Origin of the sequence: Cetobacterium sp., assembly GCF_051653945.1 — a bacterium.
GTDB lineage: Bacteria > Fusobacteriota > Fusobacteriia > Fusobacteriales > Fusobacteriaceae > Cetobacterium_A.
Genome location: NZ_JBOFXD010000101.1, coordinates 1 through 19,283, shown reverse-complemented (window position 1 = coordinate 19,283; position 19,283 = coordinate 1). Strand labels below are relative to the sequence as shown.

Annotated in this window: 20 protein-coding genes; 6 read left to right on the top strand and 14 right to left on the bottom strand. The window is 30.6% G+C overall.

Annotated elements, in window-relative coordinates; genetic code table 11:
- The first annotated feature begins 1 nt into the window (after position 1).
- Together ACRC8M_RS10635 and ACRC8M_RS10630 are read left to right on the top strand one after the other, a co-directional pair.
- On the top strand, positions 2-622 hold the full coding sequence (locus ACRC8M_RS10635) for a lactate utilization protein (protein ID WP_438529109.1): 621 nt from the start codon (positions 2-4) through the stop codon (positions 620-622).
- Positions 622-1,122 (top strand): LUD domain-containing protein, encoded by a 501-nt coding sequence (locus ACRC8M_RS10630; RefSeq protein ID WP_438529108.1) that lies wholly within the window; start codon positions 622-624, stop codon positions 1,120-1,122. The genes ACRC8M_RS10635 and ACRC8M_RS10630 overlap by 1 nt, the downstream gene beginning before the upstream one ends.
- 38 nt (positions 1,123-1,160) lie before the next feature.
- On the opposite strand, the gene ACRC8M_RS10625 is transcribed toward ACRC8M_RS10630, so the two are convergent.
- The 5 genes from ACRC8M_RS10625 to ACRC8M_RS10605 all read right to left on the bottom strand — a co-directional run bounded on the left by ACRC8M_RS10625 (position 1,161) and on the right by ACRC8M_RS10605 (position 7,954).
- A complete protein-coding gene (locus tag ACRC8M_RS10625; protein ID WP_438529107.1) occupies positions 1,161-2,351 on the bottom strand; it encodes a glycoside hydrolase family 88 protein in 1,191 nt (396 codons plus the stop codon).
- A gap of 140 nt (positions 2,352-2,491) precedes the next feature.
- Positions 2,492-4,483 carry a helix-turn-helix domain-containing protein gene (locus ACRC8M_RS10620; protein ID WP_438529106.1) on the bottom strand — a complete coding sequence of 664 codons (1,992 nt, stop codon included), beginning with the start codon at positions 4,481-4,483 and terminating at the stop codon, positions 2,492-2,494.
- Positions 4,484-4,513: 30 nt separating this feature from the next.
- Positions 4,514-6,334 carry a polysaccharide lyase family 8 super-sandwich domain-containing protein gene (locus ACRC8M_RS10615; protein WP_438529105.1) on the bottom strand — a complete coding sequence of 607 codons (1,821 nt, stop codon included), beginning with the start codon at positions 6,332-6,334 and terminating at the stop codon, positions 4,514-4,516.
- A gap of 179 nt (positions 6,335-6,513) precedes the next feature.
- Entirely contained in the window at positions 6,514-7,308 is a 795-nt protein-coding gene (locus ACRC8M_RS10610; protein ID WP_438529104.1) for a helix-turn-helix transcriptional regulator, read from the bottom strand.
- A 358-nt stretch (positions 7,309-7,666) separates the two neighbouring features.
- On the bottom strand, positions 7,667-7,954 hold the full coding sequence (locus ACRC8M_RS10605; protein ID WP_438529103.1) for a hypothetical protein: 288 nt from the start codon (positions 7,952-7,954) through the stop codon (positions 7,667-7,669).
- Between the two features lie 205 nt (positions 7,955-8,159).
- On the opposite strand from ACRC8M_RS10605, the gene ACRC8M_RS10600 reads away from it, so the two are divergent.
- Positions 8,160-9,179, top strand: coding sequence for a DnaJ C-terminal domain-containing protein (locus ACRC8M_RS10600; protein WP_438529102.1), 1,020 nt, complete (start codon positions 8,160-8,162; stop codon positions 9,177-9,179).
- Positions 9,180-9,207: 28 nt separating this feature from the next.
- Here the strand turns inward: ACRC8M_RS10600 and ACRC8M_RS10595 are convergent, their stop codons facing one another.
- The gene (locus ACRC8M_RS10595) at positions 9,208-9,921 is read right to left on the bottom strand and encodes an HI0074 family nucleotidyltransferase substrate-binding subunit (RefSeq protein ID WP_438529101.1); all 714 of its coding nucleotides are present in this window, start codon (positions 9,919-9,921) and stop codon (positions 9,208-9,210) included.
- Between the two features lie 444 nt (positions 9,922-10,365).
- On the opposite strand from ACRC8M_RS10595, the gene ACRC8M_RS10590 reads away from it, so the two are divergent.
- The 3 genes from ACRC8M_RS10590 to fsa are packed head-to-tail and all read left to right on the top strand — an operon-like array spanning position 10,366 to position 12,786.
- Positions 10,366-11,205: a transketolase gene (locus ACRC8M_RS10590; RefSeq protein WP_438529100.1), complete on the top strand. Its 840-nt coding sequence runs from the start codon at positions 10,366-10,368 to the stop codon at positions 11,203-11,205.
- Complete coding sequence (locus tag ACRC8M_RS10585; protein WP_438529099.1) at positions 11,198-12,154, top strand: transketolase family protein; 957 nt, start codon at positions 11,198-11,200, stop codon at positions 12,152-12,154. Before ACRC8M_RS10590 ends, ACRC8M_RS10585 begins: the two co-directional genes overlap by 8 nt.
- The gene (gene fsa, locus ACRC8M_RS10580; RefSeq protein ID WP_438529098.1) at positions 12,151-12,786 is read left to right on the top strand and encodes a fructose-6-phosphate aldolase; all 636 of its coding nucleotides are present in this window, start codon (positions 12,151-12,153) and stop codon (positions 12,784-12,786) included. The genes ACRC8M_RS10585 and fsa overlap by 4 nt, the downstream gene beginning before the upstream one ends.
- Positions 12,787-12,828: 42 nt before the next feature.
- Here fsa and ACRC8M_RS10575 read toward each other — a convergent pair whose 3' ends face one another.
- The 8 genes from ACRC8M_RS10575 to ACRC8M_RS10540 all read right to left on the bottom strand — a co-directional run bounded on the left by ACRC8M_RS10575 (position 12,829) and on the right by ACRC8M_RS10540 (position 19,098).
- The gene (locus ACRC8M_RS10575) at positions 12,829-13,227 is read right to left on the bottom strand and encodes a type II toxin-antitoxin system HicB family antitoxin (RefSeq protein WP_438529097.1); all 399 of its coding nucleotides are present in this window, start codon (positions 13,225-13,227) and stop codon (positions 12,829-12,831) included.
- A 42-nt stretch (positions 13,228-13,269) separates the two neighbouring features.
- Complete coding sequence (locus ACRC8M_RS10570; protein ID WP_438529096.1) at positions 13,270-13,452, bottom strand: type II toxin-antitoxin system HicA family toxin; 183 nt, start codon at positions 13,450-13,452, stop codon at positions 13,270-13,272.
- 117 nt (positions 13,453-13,569) lie between these two features.
- A complete protein-coding gene (locus ACRC8M_RS10565; RefSeq protein ID WP_438529095.1) occupies positions 13,570-14,688 on the bottom strand; it encodes a M20/M25/M40 family metallo-hydrolase in 1,119 nt (372 codons plus the stop codon).
- Positions 14,688-15,350 carry a hypothetical protein gene (locus ACRC8M_RS10560; RefSeq protein ID WP_438529094.1) on the bottom strand — a complete coding sequence of 221 codons (663 nt, stop codon included), beginning with the start codon at positions 15,348-15,350 and terminating at the stop codon, positions 14,688-14,690. Before ACRC8M_RS10560 ends, ACRC8M_RS10565 begins: the two co-directional genes overlap by 1 nt.
- Before the next feature lie 16 nt (positions 15,351-15,366).
- Positions 15,367-16,068, bottom strand: coding sequence for a DUF5058 family protein (locus ACRC8M_RS10555; RefSeq protein WP_023050464.1), 702 nt, complete (start codon positions 16,066-16,068; stop codon positions 15,367-15,369).
- A 222-nt stretch (positions 16,069-16,290) separates the two neighbouring features.
- Positions 16,291-17,595, bottom strand: coding sequence for a TRAP transporter large permease (locus ACRC8M_RS10550; protein ID WP_438529093.1), 1,305 nt, complete (start codon positions 17,593-17,595; stop codon positions 16,291-16,293).
- A gap of 2 nt (positions 17,596-17,597) precedes the next feature.
- Positions 17,598-18,077 (bottom strand): TRAP transporter small permease, encoded by a 480-nt coding sequence (locus tag ACRC8M_RS10545; protein ID WP_438529092.1) that lies wholly within the window; start codon positions 18,075-18,077, stop codon positions 17,598-17,600.
- Complete coding sequence (locus ACRC8M_RS10540) at positions 18,070-19,098, bottom strand: TRAP transporter substrate-binding protein (RefSeq protein ID WP_438529091.1); 1,029 nt, start codon at positions 19,096-19,098, stop codon at positions 18,070-18,072. The genes ACRC8M_RS10545 and ACRC8M_RS10540 overlap by 8 nt, the downstream gene beginning before the upstream one ends.
- Positions 19,099-19,283 lie beyond the last annotated feature (185 nt).

Below are 19,283 nucleotides of genomic sequence, written 5' to 3'. Positions count from 1 at the left end.
AATGAATAAAAATACAATTAAAGATTTAATGAATACTTTAAGTGAAAAAAATTATAATCCTATCTATGCTAAAAATCTTAAAGAAGCAAAAGAGATTATTCTTAATTTAATTCCTCTTCAATCTTCTATAGCTTTAGGTGGCTCAGTTACAATTAACCAACTTGATATTATAGATACCTTTAGAGATGGTGAATACCATCTCTTTGATAGATATAATCAGCCTGATTGGCCTAGTACGCTTCAATGTATGAGAGAAGGACTTTTAGCAGACTATTTTCTAACTAGTACAAATGCTATTAGCAAAAATGGAGAACTCATCCAAACGGATTCTGGTGGTAATAGAGTTGCTAGTTTACTTTGGGGTCCTAAAAATGTTATTGTTGTTTGTGGAATAAGTAAGCTTGTTGATACTTGGCAAGAGGGAATGAATAGAATTAAAGAGTTTGTTGGACCTTTAAACTCCAAGAGAATTAACCACAAAACACCATGCAATATCTCTGGAGTTTGTGAAGATTGTCAAACAAAGCAAAGAATTTGTAACTTTACATCTGTAATTAAATCTGGTAAAAGAGTTGGAAATCCAATAACTATTATAATCATAAACGAAGAGGTGGGTTACTAGTGGATCAAAATATAAAATGGTTTTATAATAAAAAAGCTGAAAACATTACAAAAGTACTACTTTCTAAGGAATATGATGCTATTTTTATAGATCATTTGGATAATGTTAAAGATTTTTTAACATCTAAAATATCACCATCTGAATCTTTAGTTCTTGATGAAACACCTTTTTTAAATCTTCTAGAGCTATCTTCTCCACTAAAGGAAAAAGGATGTGTAATATTTGATTATAAAAAAGACCGAGAAGCTGTTTTAGCTGATAACTTTATTACCCAATGTGATTTCATCACAGAAAATGGTGAGTTAGTTTTTTCAAATGATTTTGCAAGTTGTGCAGCTATTTTTGGACCTAATAAAATATTTGTTATTGTCAGTGCATATAAAATTATTAAAACTCTTTCTGAAATAGATAAAAAATCTAATAACAACTTTAGTGTAATTCATCATGGACGAAAATTTCCTAATAAATATACAGTTATTGTAGTTTCAGAAAATATATAAAATGAAAAAAGCAGAGTTTTATCTCTGCTTTTTTCATTCTACCAGTATTTTTTCCACTCTGGTTTAAATATTCTTGTTAAAGCCTCTAAATAATAGTAATCTCCCCAAATGTTACACTCTTTAACTCCTGATCCATGAGGAATTGAGTAAACTGCATCTGTTAAAAGTCCATTTGAATAATCTAAATCTTTTGTACTGTAATTTTTCATCAGTGATTTCATCATTTTATGAGCTGCATTTAAATAGATCTCTCTATCTGGATCATTTTTATCTAAATATTGATCCATCTCTAAGATTCCACATACCGCTATAGCTGCAGCTGATGTATCTCTTGGTTGTCCAGAACCATCTGTAAATACTAAATCCCAGTAACATACGTCATCCTCTGGTAGATTGTTTATAAAGTAATTTGTAACTCTTTTATAAAGGTCCATGTATCTTTTATCCTTTGTGTAGCCATAAGCTAATGGGAATCCATAAACTCCCCAAGCTTGTCCTCTTGCCCACGCTGAAGTATCTGAGTACCCTTGTGCAGTGACTCCTCTTGTAGGCTCTCCTGTCTCATGATTGAAATAATATGTATGGTGTGTTGATGAATCCTCTCTAACAACAACACTTGAAGCTGTAGCTAGATGTTTTGCACCTATTTCAGCAAACTTTTTATCTCCAGTCATCTCTGTGGCCCAAAATAGTAGCGGTATATTCATATTACAATCTATTATAAGTCTATAATCCTCTGGTTTCCCTAAATCTCCCCAAGCTTGGATGAACTGTCCTTTTTCTTGGAATCTTGTTATTAAGTGTTCAGCAGCCTTTATTCCAACCTCTTTAGCTAACGTACTTCCTGTAACTCTTTCTTGAGCAACTGCTGAAAGAGAGTATAAAAATCCAATATCATGATGATTAACATGTATTTTATTCTCTATTCTTGTTTTATAGCCTCTTAATTGATACTCAGCTATTTTTCTATATTTTTCATTTTCAGTCATCTCATAAGATAGCCATAACATTCCTGTCCAAAATCCTACTGTCCAATCATCAAAATCCTCTGCATTTTTTGTTCCAGGATATATATTATTTACACTAGCTGCTCTTGGGTATGTATCTATAAATACCTTTGAGTTTTCATCCACTTTTTTCATAGCTTCGTGCATTGCAAAAAATAGATCCTCTTTTGATAACCTAAACTCTTTTGAATATTTCTCTCTCGTCTTTTTTAATATCTCCATTTTTATCTCCCCTCTTATCAAGTTTAAAATTTAAACTTTCAGTTATAATTCAAATGGATTATACGAGTATTTTTTTGGGTTGTAAATCTTCTTTTTTGCATCTTCCTTTTTCTATCTCTTTTTTATATTCCATTTTAGCTTTATTTTTCTAAAAGCTCTTCTGGATTAAATTGTGTTGGCGATATCCCCTCATATTTCTTGAAAATTCTTATAAATGTATTAGAGCTGTTATAACCTAACTCTTCTGCTAAATCTTTTATTTTTATATCTTTTTTCTCTTTTAATATCTCTTTTGCTTTTTCTATTCTATAAACATTTATATAATTTTTAAAGTTATCTCCCATAACTTTTTTAAATAAAATACTCGTATATTTAAATGATAATCCTAAATAATCTGCTAAATTATCTAAAGAAAAGTCTAATTGATAATTTTTATCTATATAGGTTTTTATTTTTTCTCTAATGGCTTCATTTTCATCTTGTTCACTAGTTTTCTTTTGTTTACAGATTTCAGTTATAAGTTCATTAAAAATACTTCTAATTTTCTCTAAACTTCCTGTTTTTGTAATACTTTCAATATCTAATTTCTCACAATGCAATGAACTTTCAAACTCTTTTAACTGAACAACAACTCTATTTAAAGTATTATAAAGTAGTCCTGTGAACTCTTTAATATCCTTTTTATCCATTGCTTCTGGGTTTATTCTATCTACAAATATCTCATCTACTATTTTTTTAGCCCCTTGTAAGTTTCCATTTAATAGTTTTGAAACTAATTTTGCCTCTGTTTCAATAGGATATGTAAGTATTAGTTTTCCACTTTTTATGTTTTCTGAGAATAGAACCTTTCTCCCTTTAGCCATAAACTTAGCGTCTAAAATTTTCTTACAAGTTATATACTCTTGTGGAAAGCTCTCTACAGATACAAACTCGTTTGATACTGCAGCTATTAACTCTACACTATATTTTTGTCCTATATTTTCTAACATGAAGTGAAAAGCATCCTCAATAACAGAGTCACTTTCCTCTGGTATTATAAAAGCTATACTTTTATAATCTATATCTATATGTTCATAAATTCCATTTGAAGATAAACTCTCTTTTAGATATTCTCTGGCTAAAATAAAATTTTTAAAATCCAATCCTTCGTCATCACTATCAAATATCTCAACTAAAACAATCTTTAATTTTCTTCCTTGAAGAGATTTTACTTTTCTAGTTAACTCTCCTACCTCGTGTATTTTTCTTATTCCTAAAACAAAATCTCTCAAATTCTTTCTTCTATCTACAACTGCTAGTGTATTTATCTCTCCAATCAATTCTTTTCGCTCTTTATACAATTTAATAGAATAATCTATTAAAATAGATAATAAAGCTAATGCTACAAATATTACAAAAGATTTTAAAAATAGTATTTGATAAAAAATAGCGTTATTTGGTGTATACAAAAACTTAAAATTTAATCCACTGCTTCTTAAAACATATCCCTCTTTACCTCTTCTTTTAGTTACAATATCTTTATCTAAAGAATAAATTTTATTATCTTTTAGTATCTCCCACTTTCCATCTTCACTGTCATATAGTTCCGAAAAAAATAACTCTCTATCTAAAGTTACAATCCAAAAAATTCCCTCTTCTAAATTAAAAATTTTATTTTTTAAAATAAAACTCATCTCTTTTTCTTGAGGTATTAAGATCAAATTTGAACTCTCCTGATCTTTTTCTTCTGCACCAATACTTTTTAGATATCTAAGTTTATTTCTAGTCCCATCTCCAGTAATTATAATATCTGAGTTTTCTTTTCCTAAACTTAAAGTATAACCGCTCTTTCCATAGATATTGTTTTTCTTTTGAATCTCTTGTAATACCTTTATCAAATTATAATATGAAATTTCCTTTGAATTATAGTACTCCTTTATAGGTTCACTATTTTCTAAATCTCCAATAGATGACATAAATAATTCCACTTTTAAATTTATTTTATTTAAAAGTCTTTCAACTCTTAAATGTTCCTCTTCCTTATAACCTTTATATTCCTTTACCCCAAATAAAAATATAAGTATTGAAGCAAAAAATAAAAATCCCCAAATTTTTTTGTTCAAAAAAATATTTTCACGTTCTTTTTTTAACATATTGCCCCTTTTATAAAACCTTTTTATTTATTATACTACGATTATAACTTCCCATGCAACAGTATAATTGACAGGATTAACTCCTAAATCTATCCAAATTTTTATAAACTTGTTTTCCTCTTTACCATATATTTCCAAATTTATTTTTTCACTTTTATAAAATTTGTATCTTAGATTACCTAAAGATATCTCTTTAAACTCCCCAGTTATAAAAGTACCTTTCATAGGCTCCCCATCAATAAGTATCTTTTTATTTTTCATATTAGAGATCCTCATATTAGCTATAGTTGAATAAACCTCTCCCTCTCCTGTTATATAGTTCTCCAAATAAACCATACCCGTCTTTTTAAAAATATAGTTTTTCTTACTGCTTAACTTTCCATTCCAGTTGATAAAATCCATATAGGCAACTCCTGAATCCTCATTTCCATGTCCTCTGGCTATGCTGTTCTTTGGCATATTCTCCACAGAACTCTCCACCCCTTTTATATTTTCCATATCCATTTTTATCTCTGTTGTCCCTGGAATATAGTAAAAATCTACCCCTTTCCAATAATCTATATACTCATCTCCCTTTGAATATATATATACCGCTCCATCCCCTGTAAACCATCCTTTAGTATTTTCTCCATTAAATGTTTCAAAGTTACCAATTTTTTTTGAATGCATAGCAACTCCTATAGCAAACTCTTTATTTCTATAGAAAACTCTATTCATCTCATTAAAACACTTTACCTCACTGGAGTAGTTCTTGACTTTAATCTTTGAATTTTTTAAAACTTCCTCTGATAAATTATAGAATACAGCTCTTTTCTCTTTTTCTGTATATAGGTAATATTCATCTAAAGATAGCTCTCTTTTTGCTATTTCTAAAAGTTTTACTCTATTTTCTTCATCCACTCCATAAGCTAATAGTAGTAACGAGTTTATAACCTCGTGTCCAATTTGGTGATCGTTCCCATCTCTTGTTATAGCTCTACCGTTAACTATATCTGTTATAGCTCCTCTAAAAAATAGTGGTTCAAAAGATGAATAAACTCTCGCACATATTTTTTTAGTATCTATTTTATCTCTAAGTTTTTTATCCACTAAGTATATTATTTCAGCAATTCCTGACAGTAAAACATTTCCATAAGTTCCTGCATATGGTATAAACCCGTGCTGTATAAAAGATCCATCTGCATAAAACCCATCTCTATTACTTATTGTTTCTACATCTTTTTCAGATATTATCTCTAAAGTTTCGGATATAGATTCAACAGCTCTTTGACATATCTCTAAACTATTTAAAAGAGCACCTCTTAAAAACACAATTTTACAAGTATCAATTAAATTCCCTCCAGTTGCTGCTCTCAAAGGCAACCCACTCGGATGCATTGCCACTGGATTGTTTCCTAAACATCTCTCATCTGGTAAAAAATATCTCGTTACATCTATTACCTTATCTATTAAATCTTTTTCCAATCTCTCTAAAAAAAGAATCAATATATCATTTAATAGTAATGGGTACCCAATCTCCCACTGCCACCAATTTGTATGCTCTACAGACTCTAAATTATAATAATTCTTATAGTTATTTTTTAATACTTCATTAGCTATTGTAAATAAGAGCTCATCTTTAAAATAAACTGAGTTCTCTGTATTATAAGCTACCCCTAAAGATAATATTTTTTTATAGCTATCTCTAACTCTTTCCACTAGAACTCTTTTTTCATCCTCTTCAATTAAAGTTTTATTATCTTTATATTCTTTTAATATATCTTTACACTCTTGCTCCAGCTTTTTCAGAGTTTCCTCTGGTGCAATTTTCCCTGTTAAATATTCTATACGTTTTTTTAATATATCCCCCATTTTTTCTTCTCCCTCTTATAATCTTTTTTCTATATCTATTAAACTCTTTTGTCTTTAATATACTTGCTATGATATTTTTAGTAAATATACCGTTTTCTTTAAATATCATCTTTTTTCTATAAGAAATCTATCTTGTACAAAATAAAAAGTGTATGCCTTCTAATCCCAAGACACACACTTTATTTTTTTCTATAATTCAATGGGGAATCCTTAAACTTTCTTTTAAAAATTAGAGTAAATGCACTTGGAGATGAAAAAGATAAAATATCAGATATGTACCCAATTTTATAATCTGTAGTTTTTAATAGTATTGCTGCTTTAGTCAATTTTTGATTTAATATATACTCCGAGGGAAAAACTCCTAAATATTTTTTAAACTGCTCTTTTAATATTTTGTTATATATTTTAAACTCTTTTTCTACATCACTAACAGTTACTCTTCTATCAATATTGGAGTCTATATATTGAAGTATATCCATAAAATTTTTATCATTTAAATAATTAAATCCAATATTATTTTTTCTTTCACCTAAATAAAAAATCACATCTAATAATAACTTAAAAAAAGTTAACTCTTTATCCTCTATCTTTAGAGCTTTTTCAATTTCAAAAAGTACTTTTTTTAGATTATAAATTTTAATTCGTCGATATTCTCTCTTTTTTATTTTGTTATTTAACGTTTCTAACAAAGAGTAATCCTTTATTCTAAAAATATCTAGTTTACACTCTCTTGTTAAAACTAAAATACTATTAAAATAAAACTCATTACAAATTATTAGGTCTCCCTCTTCAAAAAACACATACTCCTCTGAATTATAATAATATAGCCCTTTTCCCTTTGTACAGATTCTAATAACTGTACCACTCAAGTTTTCTAAATCTTTAAAATATCCTCTTTTTCCTTTAATATCCTTATAATTAACTCTAAATAGTTCATAAAAACTATTTTTTATAACCTCTACCTCGCTAGACATTAATTTTCTATCCTCCTATTTAAAGTCAATAAATGGGATATCCTCTCGCTATCTACTTTTTTATTAAAAATCTCTAATTTTACTGATTATCAAATCATATTTCTCTTTAATAAAGGACATCGGGGGACATCTTTATATTCGAAATTTTTTTGTAATATTGTTTAATTTAAGTCTTAAATAAATATGTTTAAAGTAAATGCGAGAAGATATAGACTTTTTGAAATTTTTTGATTTTAGTAAAATAGTCTTACTTTTATAGTACTCTATTTTAATGAAAAAAAATGTCATTTAAAAAAATATTTTAACACTTTTTGTAAAAAAAAGACTAGATAAGTAAGTTATCTAGCCCTATTTTCCGTTATGCTTTATGAGCATAGAAGTGTTCGCAATCTCCAAACTCTTTTTCTTTTAATTTCATTAACTCTTTAAGAACCTTGTTAAAGTCAATATTTGAGAACTCCAAATCTTCAATACCTCTTTCTATAACTGTATATCTATCATCATCTACTTTTGTTAAAGTTATTGTGTGATCCTTAGCTAAAGGCATCTCTTTTTTAGTAAATATTACTTTTTCCCCAGTTTCCATTTTATTTACACACTCTAAAATAAACGATTCAAATTTTTCTACTGTTATTTTTTTAGACATAGTAATTCACCTTTCCCTTAAATATATGTTAGTTTTATTTTTTACTCTCTGTAACCTTTCTTCTACAAAAAATAGATTTTTCTTTTATTTTTTATATTTTTTTTTATTTAATAATTCTAAAGGAATCTCTTTCTTAAGTTAGTAAATTAAAACATACAATCATATAGATAGTTTAATTATAGTTTAACTATAAAAGGAGGCTAGAATGGCTCTAAAAGAGGATTTTTATAAGATTTTAGAAGTTAATAAAAATGCCAGTGAGGCTGAGATAAAAAAGGCTTATAGAAAACAAGCTCGAAAATATCATCCTGACAAATTTAGTTCTTCAAGTGAAGCTGAAAAAGCTACAGCTGAAACAAAGTTTAAAGAGGTTAATGAAGCTTATCAAATACTATCTGATCCAGAAAAAAGAACTCAATATGATAACTTTGGTCACGCTGCTTTTGAACAAGGTGGACCTAGTAGTTCTCAAGGTTATGGTCAATATGGTGGTGGACAAAATTATCAAGACTTTAACTTTGGTAATTTTAACTTTAACTTCAATGAGTTTGGTGGTGGAGGTGACGAAGATTTAGGAGATATCTTTGGTTCTTTCTTTGGTGGTAGAGGTGCTCGAAAAAGAGGCCCTCAACCTGGTGGAGATTTGTCTATGGAGATTGAAATCTCTTTGGAAGAATCTGCTAAAGGTGGAGAAAAAACTATTCGTTACGCTCGTACTGGAAAAAACGGTGCACCTGAAGAGGTGGAAAAAAAATTCAAAATACCTGCTGGTATAGCTGATGGTCAAAAATTAAAATTAGCTAAATTTGGTAACGCTAGTACAAGTGGAGGACCACATGGGGACCTTTACATACATATAAAAATTAAACCTGACGATCTTTTCATAAGAGATGGATATGATGTTATCTGTAAAGTTCCAGTTAGTTACTATACTGCAGCTTTAGGAGGAGAAGTAGAAGTTCCAACTTTAAGTGGAAATAAGAAAATCAAAATACCTGCTGGAACTCAAAGTGGAAAACGTTTTGCTTTAAGAGAGTATGGAATTTTTAATCCTAAAACTAAGAAAAAAGGGACTCACTACGCTGAGATAACAATTGAAGTTCCTGTTGATTTAGATGAGGAACAAAAGAATCTACTTAAAGAGTTTGATGAAAAACTAAAAGATAAAAATAGAAAAATTAAAACTAGCTTTATAGAAAAAGTTAAGAAATTTTTTAAACTATAAAAGAGGAAGTTTGTGAAAACTTCCTCTTTTAAGAAATTTTTTTTATCATTTCTTTTTGAAAATCTTTAAATAAATTTATATATTCATTTTTTATTTTATCATATATATCCCATGCTGTTTCTTCATTATAAGTATGAGAAGTTCTATTTCTATTTATCATAAGATTAATCCACTCTGTTGCATCGTGTATTATTCCATCTTTAAATCCTTCTCTGAAAGTTTCTCTTGGACTCACTACTTCTATACCCTGATATTCCAAATAACTTTTCATAAGTTTCCAACTTAATTCATACACAAACTCAAATCTTTGTATAGTTCCATCTAAATATAATTCATCTGAATGAGCATCTTTTTCTAAAGCTACCTCTAATTTTTTTAAAGCTTTTTGAAAATCGTCAAGTTTATATTTCAATTTATTTTCATTCATCAAAATCCCACCTTTTTCATTAGTTTTATATATTAAGATTCCATCAGTTTCTATATTTTTTTTTATATTTTCTCCAATATTCTTAGTATATTCAATTACATCTACTGTATATTTTAAATCTGATTCAAAAAAATCATTTCGGATATCATCAATAATATTATTTACTCTTAGGAATACAGCTAAGTCTATATCTGAAGTTTCTCTATAATCTTCTCTAGATCTAGAACCAAAAATTTTTACCCATTCTATTTTTTCTTTATACTTTTTAAAAATATCAATAATTTTAAAAAAATCAGCTTCTGATAGACCGTACATTTTTTCCTCCTAAACTTTTTTTACCTATTATAACATGTTAGATTGAATAACAAAGTACAATAGCTTTTTAGTAAACTCACGCAATCTATATTTTTTATAATATCTTAACATATTTTGAAAAAAAGAAGCTAGTATTTTATGCTAGATTCACAATTTTAATACCCTGTTAGACTTTCTTTGCAAATATATAGTCATATGGAAAAAGTTTTTTTAGTGTATCTGCCACTATTGCTTCTGAGTTTGTATAGTTTAAAAATCACCCTTCAGAGTCGTATTTACTAACCTCTTGTCTTTCAGGATTATTGTCTAAACATACAACTCTTTTTTATTTATAAATCTCACTCCTTAAAATTTTTTAATTTAATTGTAGGTTATTTCTAAAATTTATAGAAGTATATTGTATATACCTGTAAATTTTTGAAAAAGTTTAAATAGGAGGTTTTTATGAGTGATATTATTCAAATGGAGAAGTTTGCTAAAGATATTCGAAAAGAGACACTAAAAATGCTTCTAAATAGAGGTTTTGGACATATTGGTGGAGCTATGTCCATTGTAGAAACTCTTGCAGTACTGTATTCAAATATGAAGATTAATCCCCAAGACCCTAAAAATTTAGATAGAGATTTCTTTGTTTTATCTAAAGGCCATGCAGGCCCTAGTCTTTACTCTACTCTTGCATTAAAAGGTTTTTTCCCATTAGAAACTCTAATGACACTAAATGATAATGGAACAACTTTACCTAGTCACCCTGATAGAAATTTAACTCCAGGAATTGATATGACAACTGGTTCTTTAGGACAGGGTATCTCTGCTGCTGTTGGAATAGCTTTAGGTCTTTTAAGAGATGGTAGTGAAAGACAGGTTTACTGTATTGTTGGAGATGGTGAATTAAATGAGGGGCAGTGCTGGGAAGCTATTCAGTTTGCTGCTCACTTTAAGCTTACTAACTTCACTCTTTTTGTGGATAACAATAAAAAGCAACTGGATGGAACAACTGAAGAAATCTGCGAAACTTTTAGTATCTTAGAAAAATTTAGAAGTTTTGGATTCCACTCTATGCAAGTTAAAGGCGACTCTGTTGGAGAGATTGAAACAGCTTTAAAAAGTGATAACTTTGGAAAACCTAAAGCTATTGTTTTAGATACTATTAAAGGTCAAGGTGTTAAGTACTTTGAAGATTTAAAAGCAAATCACCACGTTAGATTCAACGATGAGATGAAGGGAGTTCTTCTTTGGGAGATTCAAAACTTTGAAAATGGTGATGAGGAGGCTAAAAATGAGTAATCTTATATTAGAAACTACAGAGATGAGAAAAGCATATAGTGAAACACTAAAGGAACTTATTGAAGAGGATAAAAATGTCTATGTTTTAGAAGCTGACCTTTCTGAAGCTATCACTACAACATCTATTGGTGTGGATTATCCAAATAACTTTGTTAATTGTGGAATTATGGAAGCTAATATGGTTGGAACTGCAAGTGGATTATCTCTTCTTGGAAAAATCCCTTTTATTCATACATTTAGCCCTTTTGCTACTAGAAGATGTTATGATCAGATATTTTTATCTGGAGGTTTTGCTAGAACAAATATAAAAATATTAGGTTCAGACACAGGAATCACATCGCAATACAATGGTGGAACTCATACATCTTTTGAAGATATAGCTCTTATGAGAGAGATTCCTGGGGCTACAGTTATTACAGCTACTGATTCTACTATGTTAAAATATTTAATTCGTGAGATAAAAGATATCTATGGAATCCACTATATAACAACAATTAGAAAAAATGCTTATAAAATATATGATGAAAAGGAAAAATTTGAAATTGGAAAAGGAAAAGTCTTAAAAGATGGTAAAGACTTTACGATAATATCTAATGGAATAATGGTTGCAGAAGCTTTAAAAGCTGCTGAAGAGCTTGAAAAACAAGGGATCAGTGCCGCTGTTATTGACATGTTTACTGTAAAACCTATAGATAAAGACCTGATTATTGAATATGCTAAAAAAACAGGAAAGATTATAACAGCTGAAAATCACAATGTCACAGGTGGTCTTGGAAGTGCTGTTGCTGATGTCCTTGTGGAAAACTATCCAGTCCCTATGAGAAAAGTTGGTGTTGAAGATCGATTTGGACAAGTTGGAACTCAAGACTTCCTACAAAAAGAGTATGGTTTAACAGCTGAAAAAATCATAGAAAAAGCAAACTCACTTGCTTTGGGAGGAAAGTTATGAAAATTTTTATCGACACTGCTAATGTTAATGAAATTAGAGAAGCTGCAAAGATGGGGTGTATCTCTGGAGTTACTACAAATCCATCTCTAATCGCTAAAGAGGGAAGAGATTTTAAAGAGGTTGTAACTGAAATTTGTGAGATTGTAGATGGGCCTATCAGTGCTGAGGTTATGTCTTTAAAAGCTGATGAGATGATTGCTGAAGCTTTAGAGCTTGTAAAAATCCATAGCAATATAGTTATAAAACTTCCTATTACAAAGGATGGACTAGAGGCTTGTAGACATCTTGTAAATAGAGGAATTAAAACAAATGTAACTCTGATTTTTACAGCTAACCAAGCTCTTTTAGCTGCAAGAGCTGGAGCTACTTATGTTAGTCCTTTCCTTGGAAGACTTGATGACACTGGAGTAAATGGTATTGAACTAATAAAAGAGATTGCTGAGATTTTTAAAATTCACAATATCAGTAGTGAAATTATAGCCGCTAGTATTAGAAACACTTACCACTCTAAAGAGGCTGCCAAAGCTGGAGCTCACATTGGTACAATTCCATACCCTGTACTTTGTAAAATGTTAGAGCACCCACTTACAGATGCTGGAATCGCTAAGTTTTTAGCTGATTGGAATAGATAAACTAAAAAGCTATCTCACATAAATTTATGTGAGATAGCTTTTTTACAATCCCAATTTATTTTTTAAACTACTTTCTAAAATAGCTGAAACATTTATCTTATTTTTTTTTGCTAAATCATTAAGCCATTTTGGTAAAGTTACATTTCTTCTAACACATTTATTATTTTCATCATCTCTAATAGGAGTCATGAAAACTTCAATCAACTGAACAAACTCTGTTGAATCTACCTTTATACTTTGAGGCTTACTAGGATTAGGAATATCTTGTTCTCTAGATTCTAAAGAATACAAATACAACCCTAAACAATCTTTAGCCATAAATAAAGCTTCTTCCAAGCTATCTCCACATGTAAATGCTCCAGGTAAGTCTGGAAAAGAAACATTAAACCCTTCTTCCTCTTGTTGAAAAATTGCTGGATAAATATATCTATCTTTTTTCATTTCATCACCTCTAAGTTATATTAATATACAAAGTTAGCGGGATTATTTTAATCCCGCAGCCTTCAAGATAGAAAGATATGTACCTTTTTTCATATCTTTTCTAGGATGTGGAACTATTACAGTTACGCTTCCTTTATAAAAAATATGATGTGAACCATTAATTCTATCTAAAATCCAACCATTACTTTTTAATAGTTGAATGAGGTCTTTTGAGTTATATGACATGTCTATTCACCTCATATTTATTATACACATTAAAAGTGTGTATGTCAAATACAACATTTGATTTTTGTATGAAAAAGAGCTAGTGGGTAAACTAGCTCTTTTTTATTTAAATTCAACTTATCTTACAATATAACTGTTTAACGCCTCGATAGTTTTAAACAACTCTCTTGTGTCTAACTTCTCATTTACAGTGTGAACTCCTTGCATTCCAGCTCCAATGATTATTGAGTTATATCCCCTCTCTGCAAATATGTTACTATCTGATCCTCCACCTATAACTTGAAGCTCAGTAGCTATTCCCATGCTCTCATATACCTTTGCAAACTCCTTTGCAAATGCAAGATCATCTGTTGGCTTTAAAGTTGGGAAAACACATACCTTTTCAAATACAAACTCTCCACCTAACTTTTCAACACTGTTCTCACAAGCCTTCTCATAAGAGTTTAAAGTCTCAAATATAGACTCTAAAGAGTGACCTCTAACCTCTCCTGTAACAACACAAAGGTCAGCTACAACATTACTTGGAAACTCTGAATGAATTGTCCCTAAGTTTGAAGTCGTAAGAGTATCAATTCTTCCTATATTCATATTAGAGATAGCTATTCCAGCTAGAGTTATAGCATTTATTCCCTTTTCAGGTTCAATTCCAGCGTGAGCTTTTCTACCTTTAAAAGTGATTTTAAAATCATACTTACTTGGAGCCGTATGAGCTATTAGTCCAGCTCTACCAGAGTTATCTATAACAATCATATTCTTTGCTGGAACCATATGAGTTGGAACTAAATCCCAATCTATATTTTTAGCTCCTAGCATTCCATTCTCTTCACATGGAGTTAAAAGAACAAATACATCTTCATGTTTTGCTTCACTCTCTATTAGGTTTTCTAAAACCTCTAATATAGCTGCGATACCAGCTTTATCATCTCCACCTAAAGTTGTAGTTTCATCAGTTTTTATAAAATCCCCATCTATTGTTGGATTTATATTTGCACATGGCTCTACTACGTCCATATGAGCTGCTAATGTAACTCCCTCTCCAGAAACATTTCCCTTTAATTTAGCAAAAATTGTAGGGGCATTTCCACCGTACTTTTTAAATCCTAAATCTAAATATACTTCAAGTCCCAATCTCTCTAATTGTTTTACTAGGTACTCACTGTACTCTTTCTCATTTAATGATGGAGAGTATATTTTTACCATATCTATAAAACTATTTATAACTCTCTCTTTTTTCATTATCCTACCTTCTTTTCCATAAGTTTTTTAGCAAATAGTATACTTGAGAAAACTGATACTAATGTTATTAAAAACGCTGGCTTTCCAGGAATAAAGTTAACTAACTTTGTCATAGCAAATGATACTGCTAAAGCAAAAACTGCAACTTTTGGTGACTTTATTGCAAACTGTGCAAAAACTCCTCCAAAAAGACCTGGTATAACTAGAGTTAGTAATGCCATAAAGCTCGGTGGTAATTGACTTAATAGAGCTTGTCCAGCTAAAACTGACAGTATTAAGAATACAATACCAATCCAGATAGAAACTCCTATTCCAATAGTTCCCATTATAGAACCCTCTTCAGTTCCTGCAGGACATTCAGAAGCTTCCTGAGCAGAGATAGCAGCAGGTATTCTCATATTTACAAGATTTCCTGATAAGAACCCCATGTATAATCCAGCTCTACCTACAATTGGGTAGTAACTGATTGGCTCACTAAAGTAGAAAGCTCCAGAAACAGAAGCCTGTGATATAGCTCCAGCCATTATAGCTGCTAACCCTGGATTAAATCCAAAGTAAAAAGTCATAATAAGTGCTGGTAAAAGAGAAGCTAAAAATCCTAAAACCATTGTGCTTCTTCCAATTTTTGTAACATCATCTATATATCTATTGTAAATTCCCATATTTTTTCCTCCCAATTTATGCTGCTAAAAGCCCGATAGCTGCTCCACCAAACATAGCAAAAGTAAGTGCCCACTCTTTTAACCAAGCCATCTTCTCTCCTATTTTTAAACAAACTACCATAATTATCATTCCAGATATAGCTGCAATTGTTACATCAGGATTTGTATTAAACTTCATTAAGTTTCCAACGTTAAAGAATGCGAAAGATCCTAACATAGCTCCTAGTCCAACTGCTGGTAAAAGAGCCTTTCTTCCATTAGTTAATAACCCATTAACTTTATCCATCTTATGTGCAAATAGGAAAACAAAAACAATCCATCCCATTGATCCTAATGCCATAGTCCAAAGTGCATTTGTAAATACAACTGGTAACATATTTGTTGAAAGCTCAGATCCCATTGCTTGAGCTCCAAAGTTTGCTGCCATTGCCTCAAAGTTTGAACTTCCTATTAAACTCAGTCTCAATGTTGATACTGGTGATCCCATTGTTACTAAAAGTGCTAGTAAACTTCCTACTACTCCCAGTGCTGGTCCAATACTTGCCATTGCACTAACTTTTATTCCCTTAGTTATTTTATCGTTAGATATCCCTAACTCCTTAGCTGTTGATATTGATTTTTTAATGATTAACCCCGATTGAAGTAATACAATAATAATACCAAAAATAGCTGTTCCCCATATAATTGGGTGTGATGCATAAATCATATGCCCGTTCATAATCCCTCCTAAAATGTCTTAAATAAGTCTTTAATTTTGAAACACTTGATTATATTAGCATTTTACTTAAAAAATGTCAATATTATAAACATAAAAATCTCTTTATGGTTATTTTTTTCAATTTGAACATGATTTTTATCATTTTTTTTACAATACTAAAAGGACAATATCACCTGTAGATGACATTGTCCTTACTATTGACAAAAATCTTTTTATTTTAATCTACTTAATTAACCCCATTAATCTTGGTAGTGCTGTTGAAAGTTGAGGTACATAAACTACTAGTAATAATACTGCTATTATAACTGCATAGTACTTTACCATCTCCTTCATAACATCTTCCATTTTAAGTTTAGCAACTTTTACTCCAACAAACAGTGTATTTCCAACTGGTGGTGTAATGTTTCCAATACATAAGTTAAACACTATGATGATTCCAAATTGAACTGGAGTCATTCCAAAAGTCTTAACTATTGGCAGGAATATTGGTGTAAATATAAGTATCGCTGGCGTAACATCCATAAATGTTCCAATAAATAGTAAAAGTACATTCATTAGTAAAAGAATTAGATATTTATTGTCAGAGATTCCTAAAATCATATTAGAAATAGCTTGAGGTACACCTGTGAAAGCCATTACCCATGACATAATTGTTGAAACTCCAATTAGGAAAACAATTATTCCTGTCATCTTTGCACTCTCTTCAAATATTTTAACTAACTGCTTTACAGTTATACTTCTATAGAAGAACACAGATAGTAATAAACTATATACAACTGCTACAACAGACCCCTCTGTTGGCGTAAATATACCTTTAATGATTCCACCAATAACGATAACTATAAGTGCTAATGATGGTATAGCATCTACAAATGTAGCAAACACAACTGAAAACTTCGCTGCTGCCTTTCCTTTCATCCCTCTTTTCTTAGCTAAGAAGAAAGTTAAGATCATACAACCTAATCCCCAAAGTACCCCTGGAATATATCCAGCCATAAATAGAGCTGCAACTGATGTTCCTCCACTTACAAGTGAGTAAACAATTAGTGAGTTTGATGGTGGTATTAGTAGCCCTGTTGGTGCTGTTGAGATATTTACTGTAGCACCTAATATTGGGTCATACCCCTCCTCTTGTTCCATAGGTAAAAGTATTCCACCCATAGCAGCACAAGCTGCAACTGATGATCCAGAGATAGCTCCAAACATCATATTTGCTAGAATGTTTGTTTGCATAAGTGATCCAGGTACTCTTCCAGTTAAAGACTGAGCAAAAGATACCAATTTCTTAGCTATTCCACCTTGATTCATTATGTTTCCAGCTAAGATAAAGAATGGTATAGCTATAAGTGTAAAGTTTGATATTCCAGAAAATATTCTTTGAGCTCCTGTGATAAGTGTATTATCAAAAGCTAAAGATGGTAATATAGCTAGTATAGATGATATTCCTATACTTATAGCTATTGGGAATCCTAAAATTAGTGTAACTATCAGCACACTAAACATAATTAGAGCTGTTGTTAAAACCATTTTTACATCTCCTCCTTTAATTTCTCTAAAATATCTTTAATATTTAGTAAAGAGTATATACAGATTATAACTCCTGATATTGGAAGTACTGCATATATATACCCCATAGATATTCTAAGAGCAGGAGTAGTTTGTGTCATAGTTAGAGCTGTAATTGCTGATCCACCTCTCACTAAAACTCCAAGTGAAAATAGAAATATTACAAGCTCACTTAAAACTCCTAGTAGACTTTGAGTTTTATTTGTAAGTTTCTCCACAAAGAAAACCATCTTCATATGGTCTCTCTTTCCAAAGATATATGCTGCAGCTAACATTGCCATCCAAGCAAATGAGTAAGAGATTAACTCCTCAGAAACTGTACTTGGTGCTTTAAATATATATCTTGATGAAATTTGATAAGTTCCCATTAAAGTCATGAATGCAAACAGTGCCACACAAGTTCCTAGTAAAACTTTATCCAAACCTTTTCTTATGTTATTCATTCTCTTTTCCTCCTGTCATAGATTTTCCAACTTCTTGAATCTTCTCATATATTGGAACTAATTTAGGATTTGATGTCATTACCTCTTGGTGTAGTGGTAAAACTCTATCTTGGAACGGTAACACTTCTGGATAGAAGAACTGTACGTTCATCTCCTCTTTAGCTTGTTTAATAGATTTCTCTACAGAATCTCCCCAAGCATCTCTTTGAACTCTTGAGATTATTTGGAATCCTTTATCAAAGATCTCTCTTTCTTCTGGTGAAAGATTAGTTAAGAATCTCTCATTTCCGATAACTATATCAGGTACCATTTGGTGCATGTTGTAAGAGTAATACTTAGCAACTTCTCCATGTTTGTTACTTGTTACAGCTAACTCGTTATTTTCTGCTCCATCTATAACATTTTGTTGCAGAGCTGTATAAACCTCTCCAAACCCCATTGGAGTAGCTGATCCACCAAATAATTGCATCATTCTAATATTAGAAGCACTTTGTTGAACTCTAATTTTTAATCCTTTTAAATCGTCTGGAGTAAGTATTGGTTTTTTAACTGTATAGAAGTTTCTAGTTCCAGCGTCTAACCAAGCTACTGCTTCAAATCCAGATTTTTTTGTAGATTTAAATATTGGATCTATAATCTCTTTATCATCCATAACTGCATGGTAGTGCTCTGGACTTGTAAATAGATATGGTAAGTTAAAAATTTGATATATATCTTCAAAACTCTCTAATATTGCGTTACTTGCAACAGTAAAATTAATAGCCCCTGTTTGAGTCAACTCAACTGTATTTACCTGAGAACCTAAAAGCTCATTTGGAAATATTTGAACATCATACTTATCACCTAGATTTTCCTCAACGTACTTCTCAAAAGCAAGCAGCCCTATGTTAGTAGGGTGATCTGCTGCTTGATTGTGTGATACTCTGATGATTTCTTTCCCATTTCCTTTATTACAAGATGTAAAAAGAGCTCCCATGACAATTGCCATAGTTCCCATAAAAACCTTTTTCATTATTCTCATCTTTCTATCTCCCTTTAATTAAGATTCTTATTTTGCTTCTAAATACTTATGTAAAGTATTTCTAACTGCATCCTCCCCAGATAACATTTCAACAAAATAATTTTCTATTAATTCTGAAAGACCAACTTCCTCTAAGTTAACTCCAAAGATTCTATCATTTGTAAGCACAGTTTTTAGTTGCCCTT

Bases quoted from the DNA above. Each gene is read 5' to 3' on its own strand.
- ACRC8M_RS10610 (WP_438529104.1), bottom strand. From the start codon at position 7,308: ATGTCTAGCGAGGTAGAGGTTATAAAAAATAGTTTTTATGAACTATTT.
- ACRC8M_RS10565 (WP_438529095.1), bottom strand. From the start codon at position 14,688: ATGAAAAAAGAGAGAGTTATAAATAGTTTTATAGATATGGTAAAAATA.
- ACRC8M_RS10605 (WP_438529103.1), bottom strand. From the start codon at position 7,954: ATGTCTAAAAAAATAACAGTAGAAAAATTTGAATCGTTTATTTTAGAG.
- ACRC8M_RS10585 (WP_438529099.1), top strand. From the start codon at position 11,198: ATGAGTAATCTTATATTAGAAACTACAGAGATGAGAAAAGCATATAGT.
- ACRC8M_RS10540 (WP_438529091.1), bottom strand. From the start codon at position 19,098: ATGAGAATAATGAAAAAGGTTTTTATGGGAACTATGGCAATTGTCATG.
- ACRC8M_RS10560 (WP_438529094.1), bottom strand. From the start codon at position 15,350: ATGGGAATTTACAATAGATATATAGATGATGTTACAAAAATTGGAAGA.
- ACRC8M_RS10545 (WP_438529092.1), bottom strand. From the start codon at position 18,077: ATGAATAACATAAGAAAAGGTTTGGATAAAGTTTTACTAGGAACTTGT.
- fsa (WP_438529098.1), top strand. From the start codon at position 12,151: ATGAAAATTTTTATCGACACTGCTAATGTTAATGAAATTAGAGAAGCT.
- ACRC8M_RS10635 (WP_438529109.1), top strand. From the start codon at position 2: ATGAATAAAAATACAATTAAAGATTTAATGAATACTTTAAGTGAAAAA.
- ACRC8M_RS10600 (WP_438529102.1), top strand. From the start codon at position 8,160: ATGGCTCTAAAAGAGGATTTTTATAAGATTTTAGAAGTTAATAAAAAT.
- ACRC8M_RS10555 (WP_023050464.1), bottom strand. From the start codon at position 16,068: ATGAACGGGCATATGATTTATGCATCACACCCAATTATATGGGGAACA.
- ACRC8M_RS10570 (WP_438529096.1), bottom strand. From the start codon at position 13,452: ATGTCATATAACTCAAAAGACCTCATTCAACTATTAAAAAGTAATGGT.
- ACRC8M_RS10615 (WP_438529105.1), bottom strand. From the start codon at position 6,334: ATGGGGGATATATTAAAAAAACGTATAGAATATTTAACAGGGAAAATT.
- ACRC8M_RS10590 (WP_438529100.1), top strand. From the start codon at position 10,366: ATGAGTGATATTATTCAAATGGAGAAGTTTGCTAAAGATATTCGAAAA.
- ACRC8M_RS10625 (WP_438529107.1), bottom strand. From the start codon at position 2,351: ATGGAGATATTAAAAAAGACGAGAGAGAAATATTCAAAAGAGTTTAGG.
- ACRC8M_RS10620 (WP_438529106.1), bottom strand. From the start codon at position 4,483: ATGTTAAAAAAAGAACGTGAAAATATTTTTTTGAACAAAAAAATTTGG.
- ACRC8M_RS10550 (WP_438529093.1), bottom strand. From the start codon at position 17,595: ATGGTTTTAACAACAGCTCTAATTATGTTTAGTGTGCTGATAGTTACA.
- ACRC8M_RS10575 (WP_438529097.1), bottom strand. From the start codon at position 13,227: ATGAAAAAAGATAGATATATTTATCCAGCAATTTTTCAACAAGAGGAA.
- ACRC8M_RS10595 (WP_438529101.1), bottom strand. From the start codon at position 9,921: ATGTACGGTCTATCAGAAGCTGATTTTTTTAAAATTATTGATATTTTT.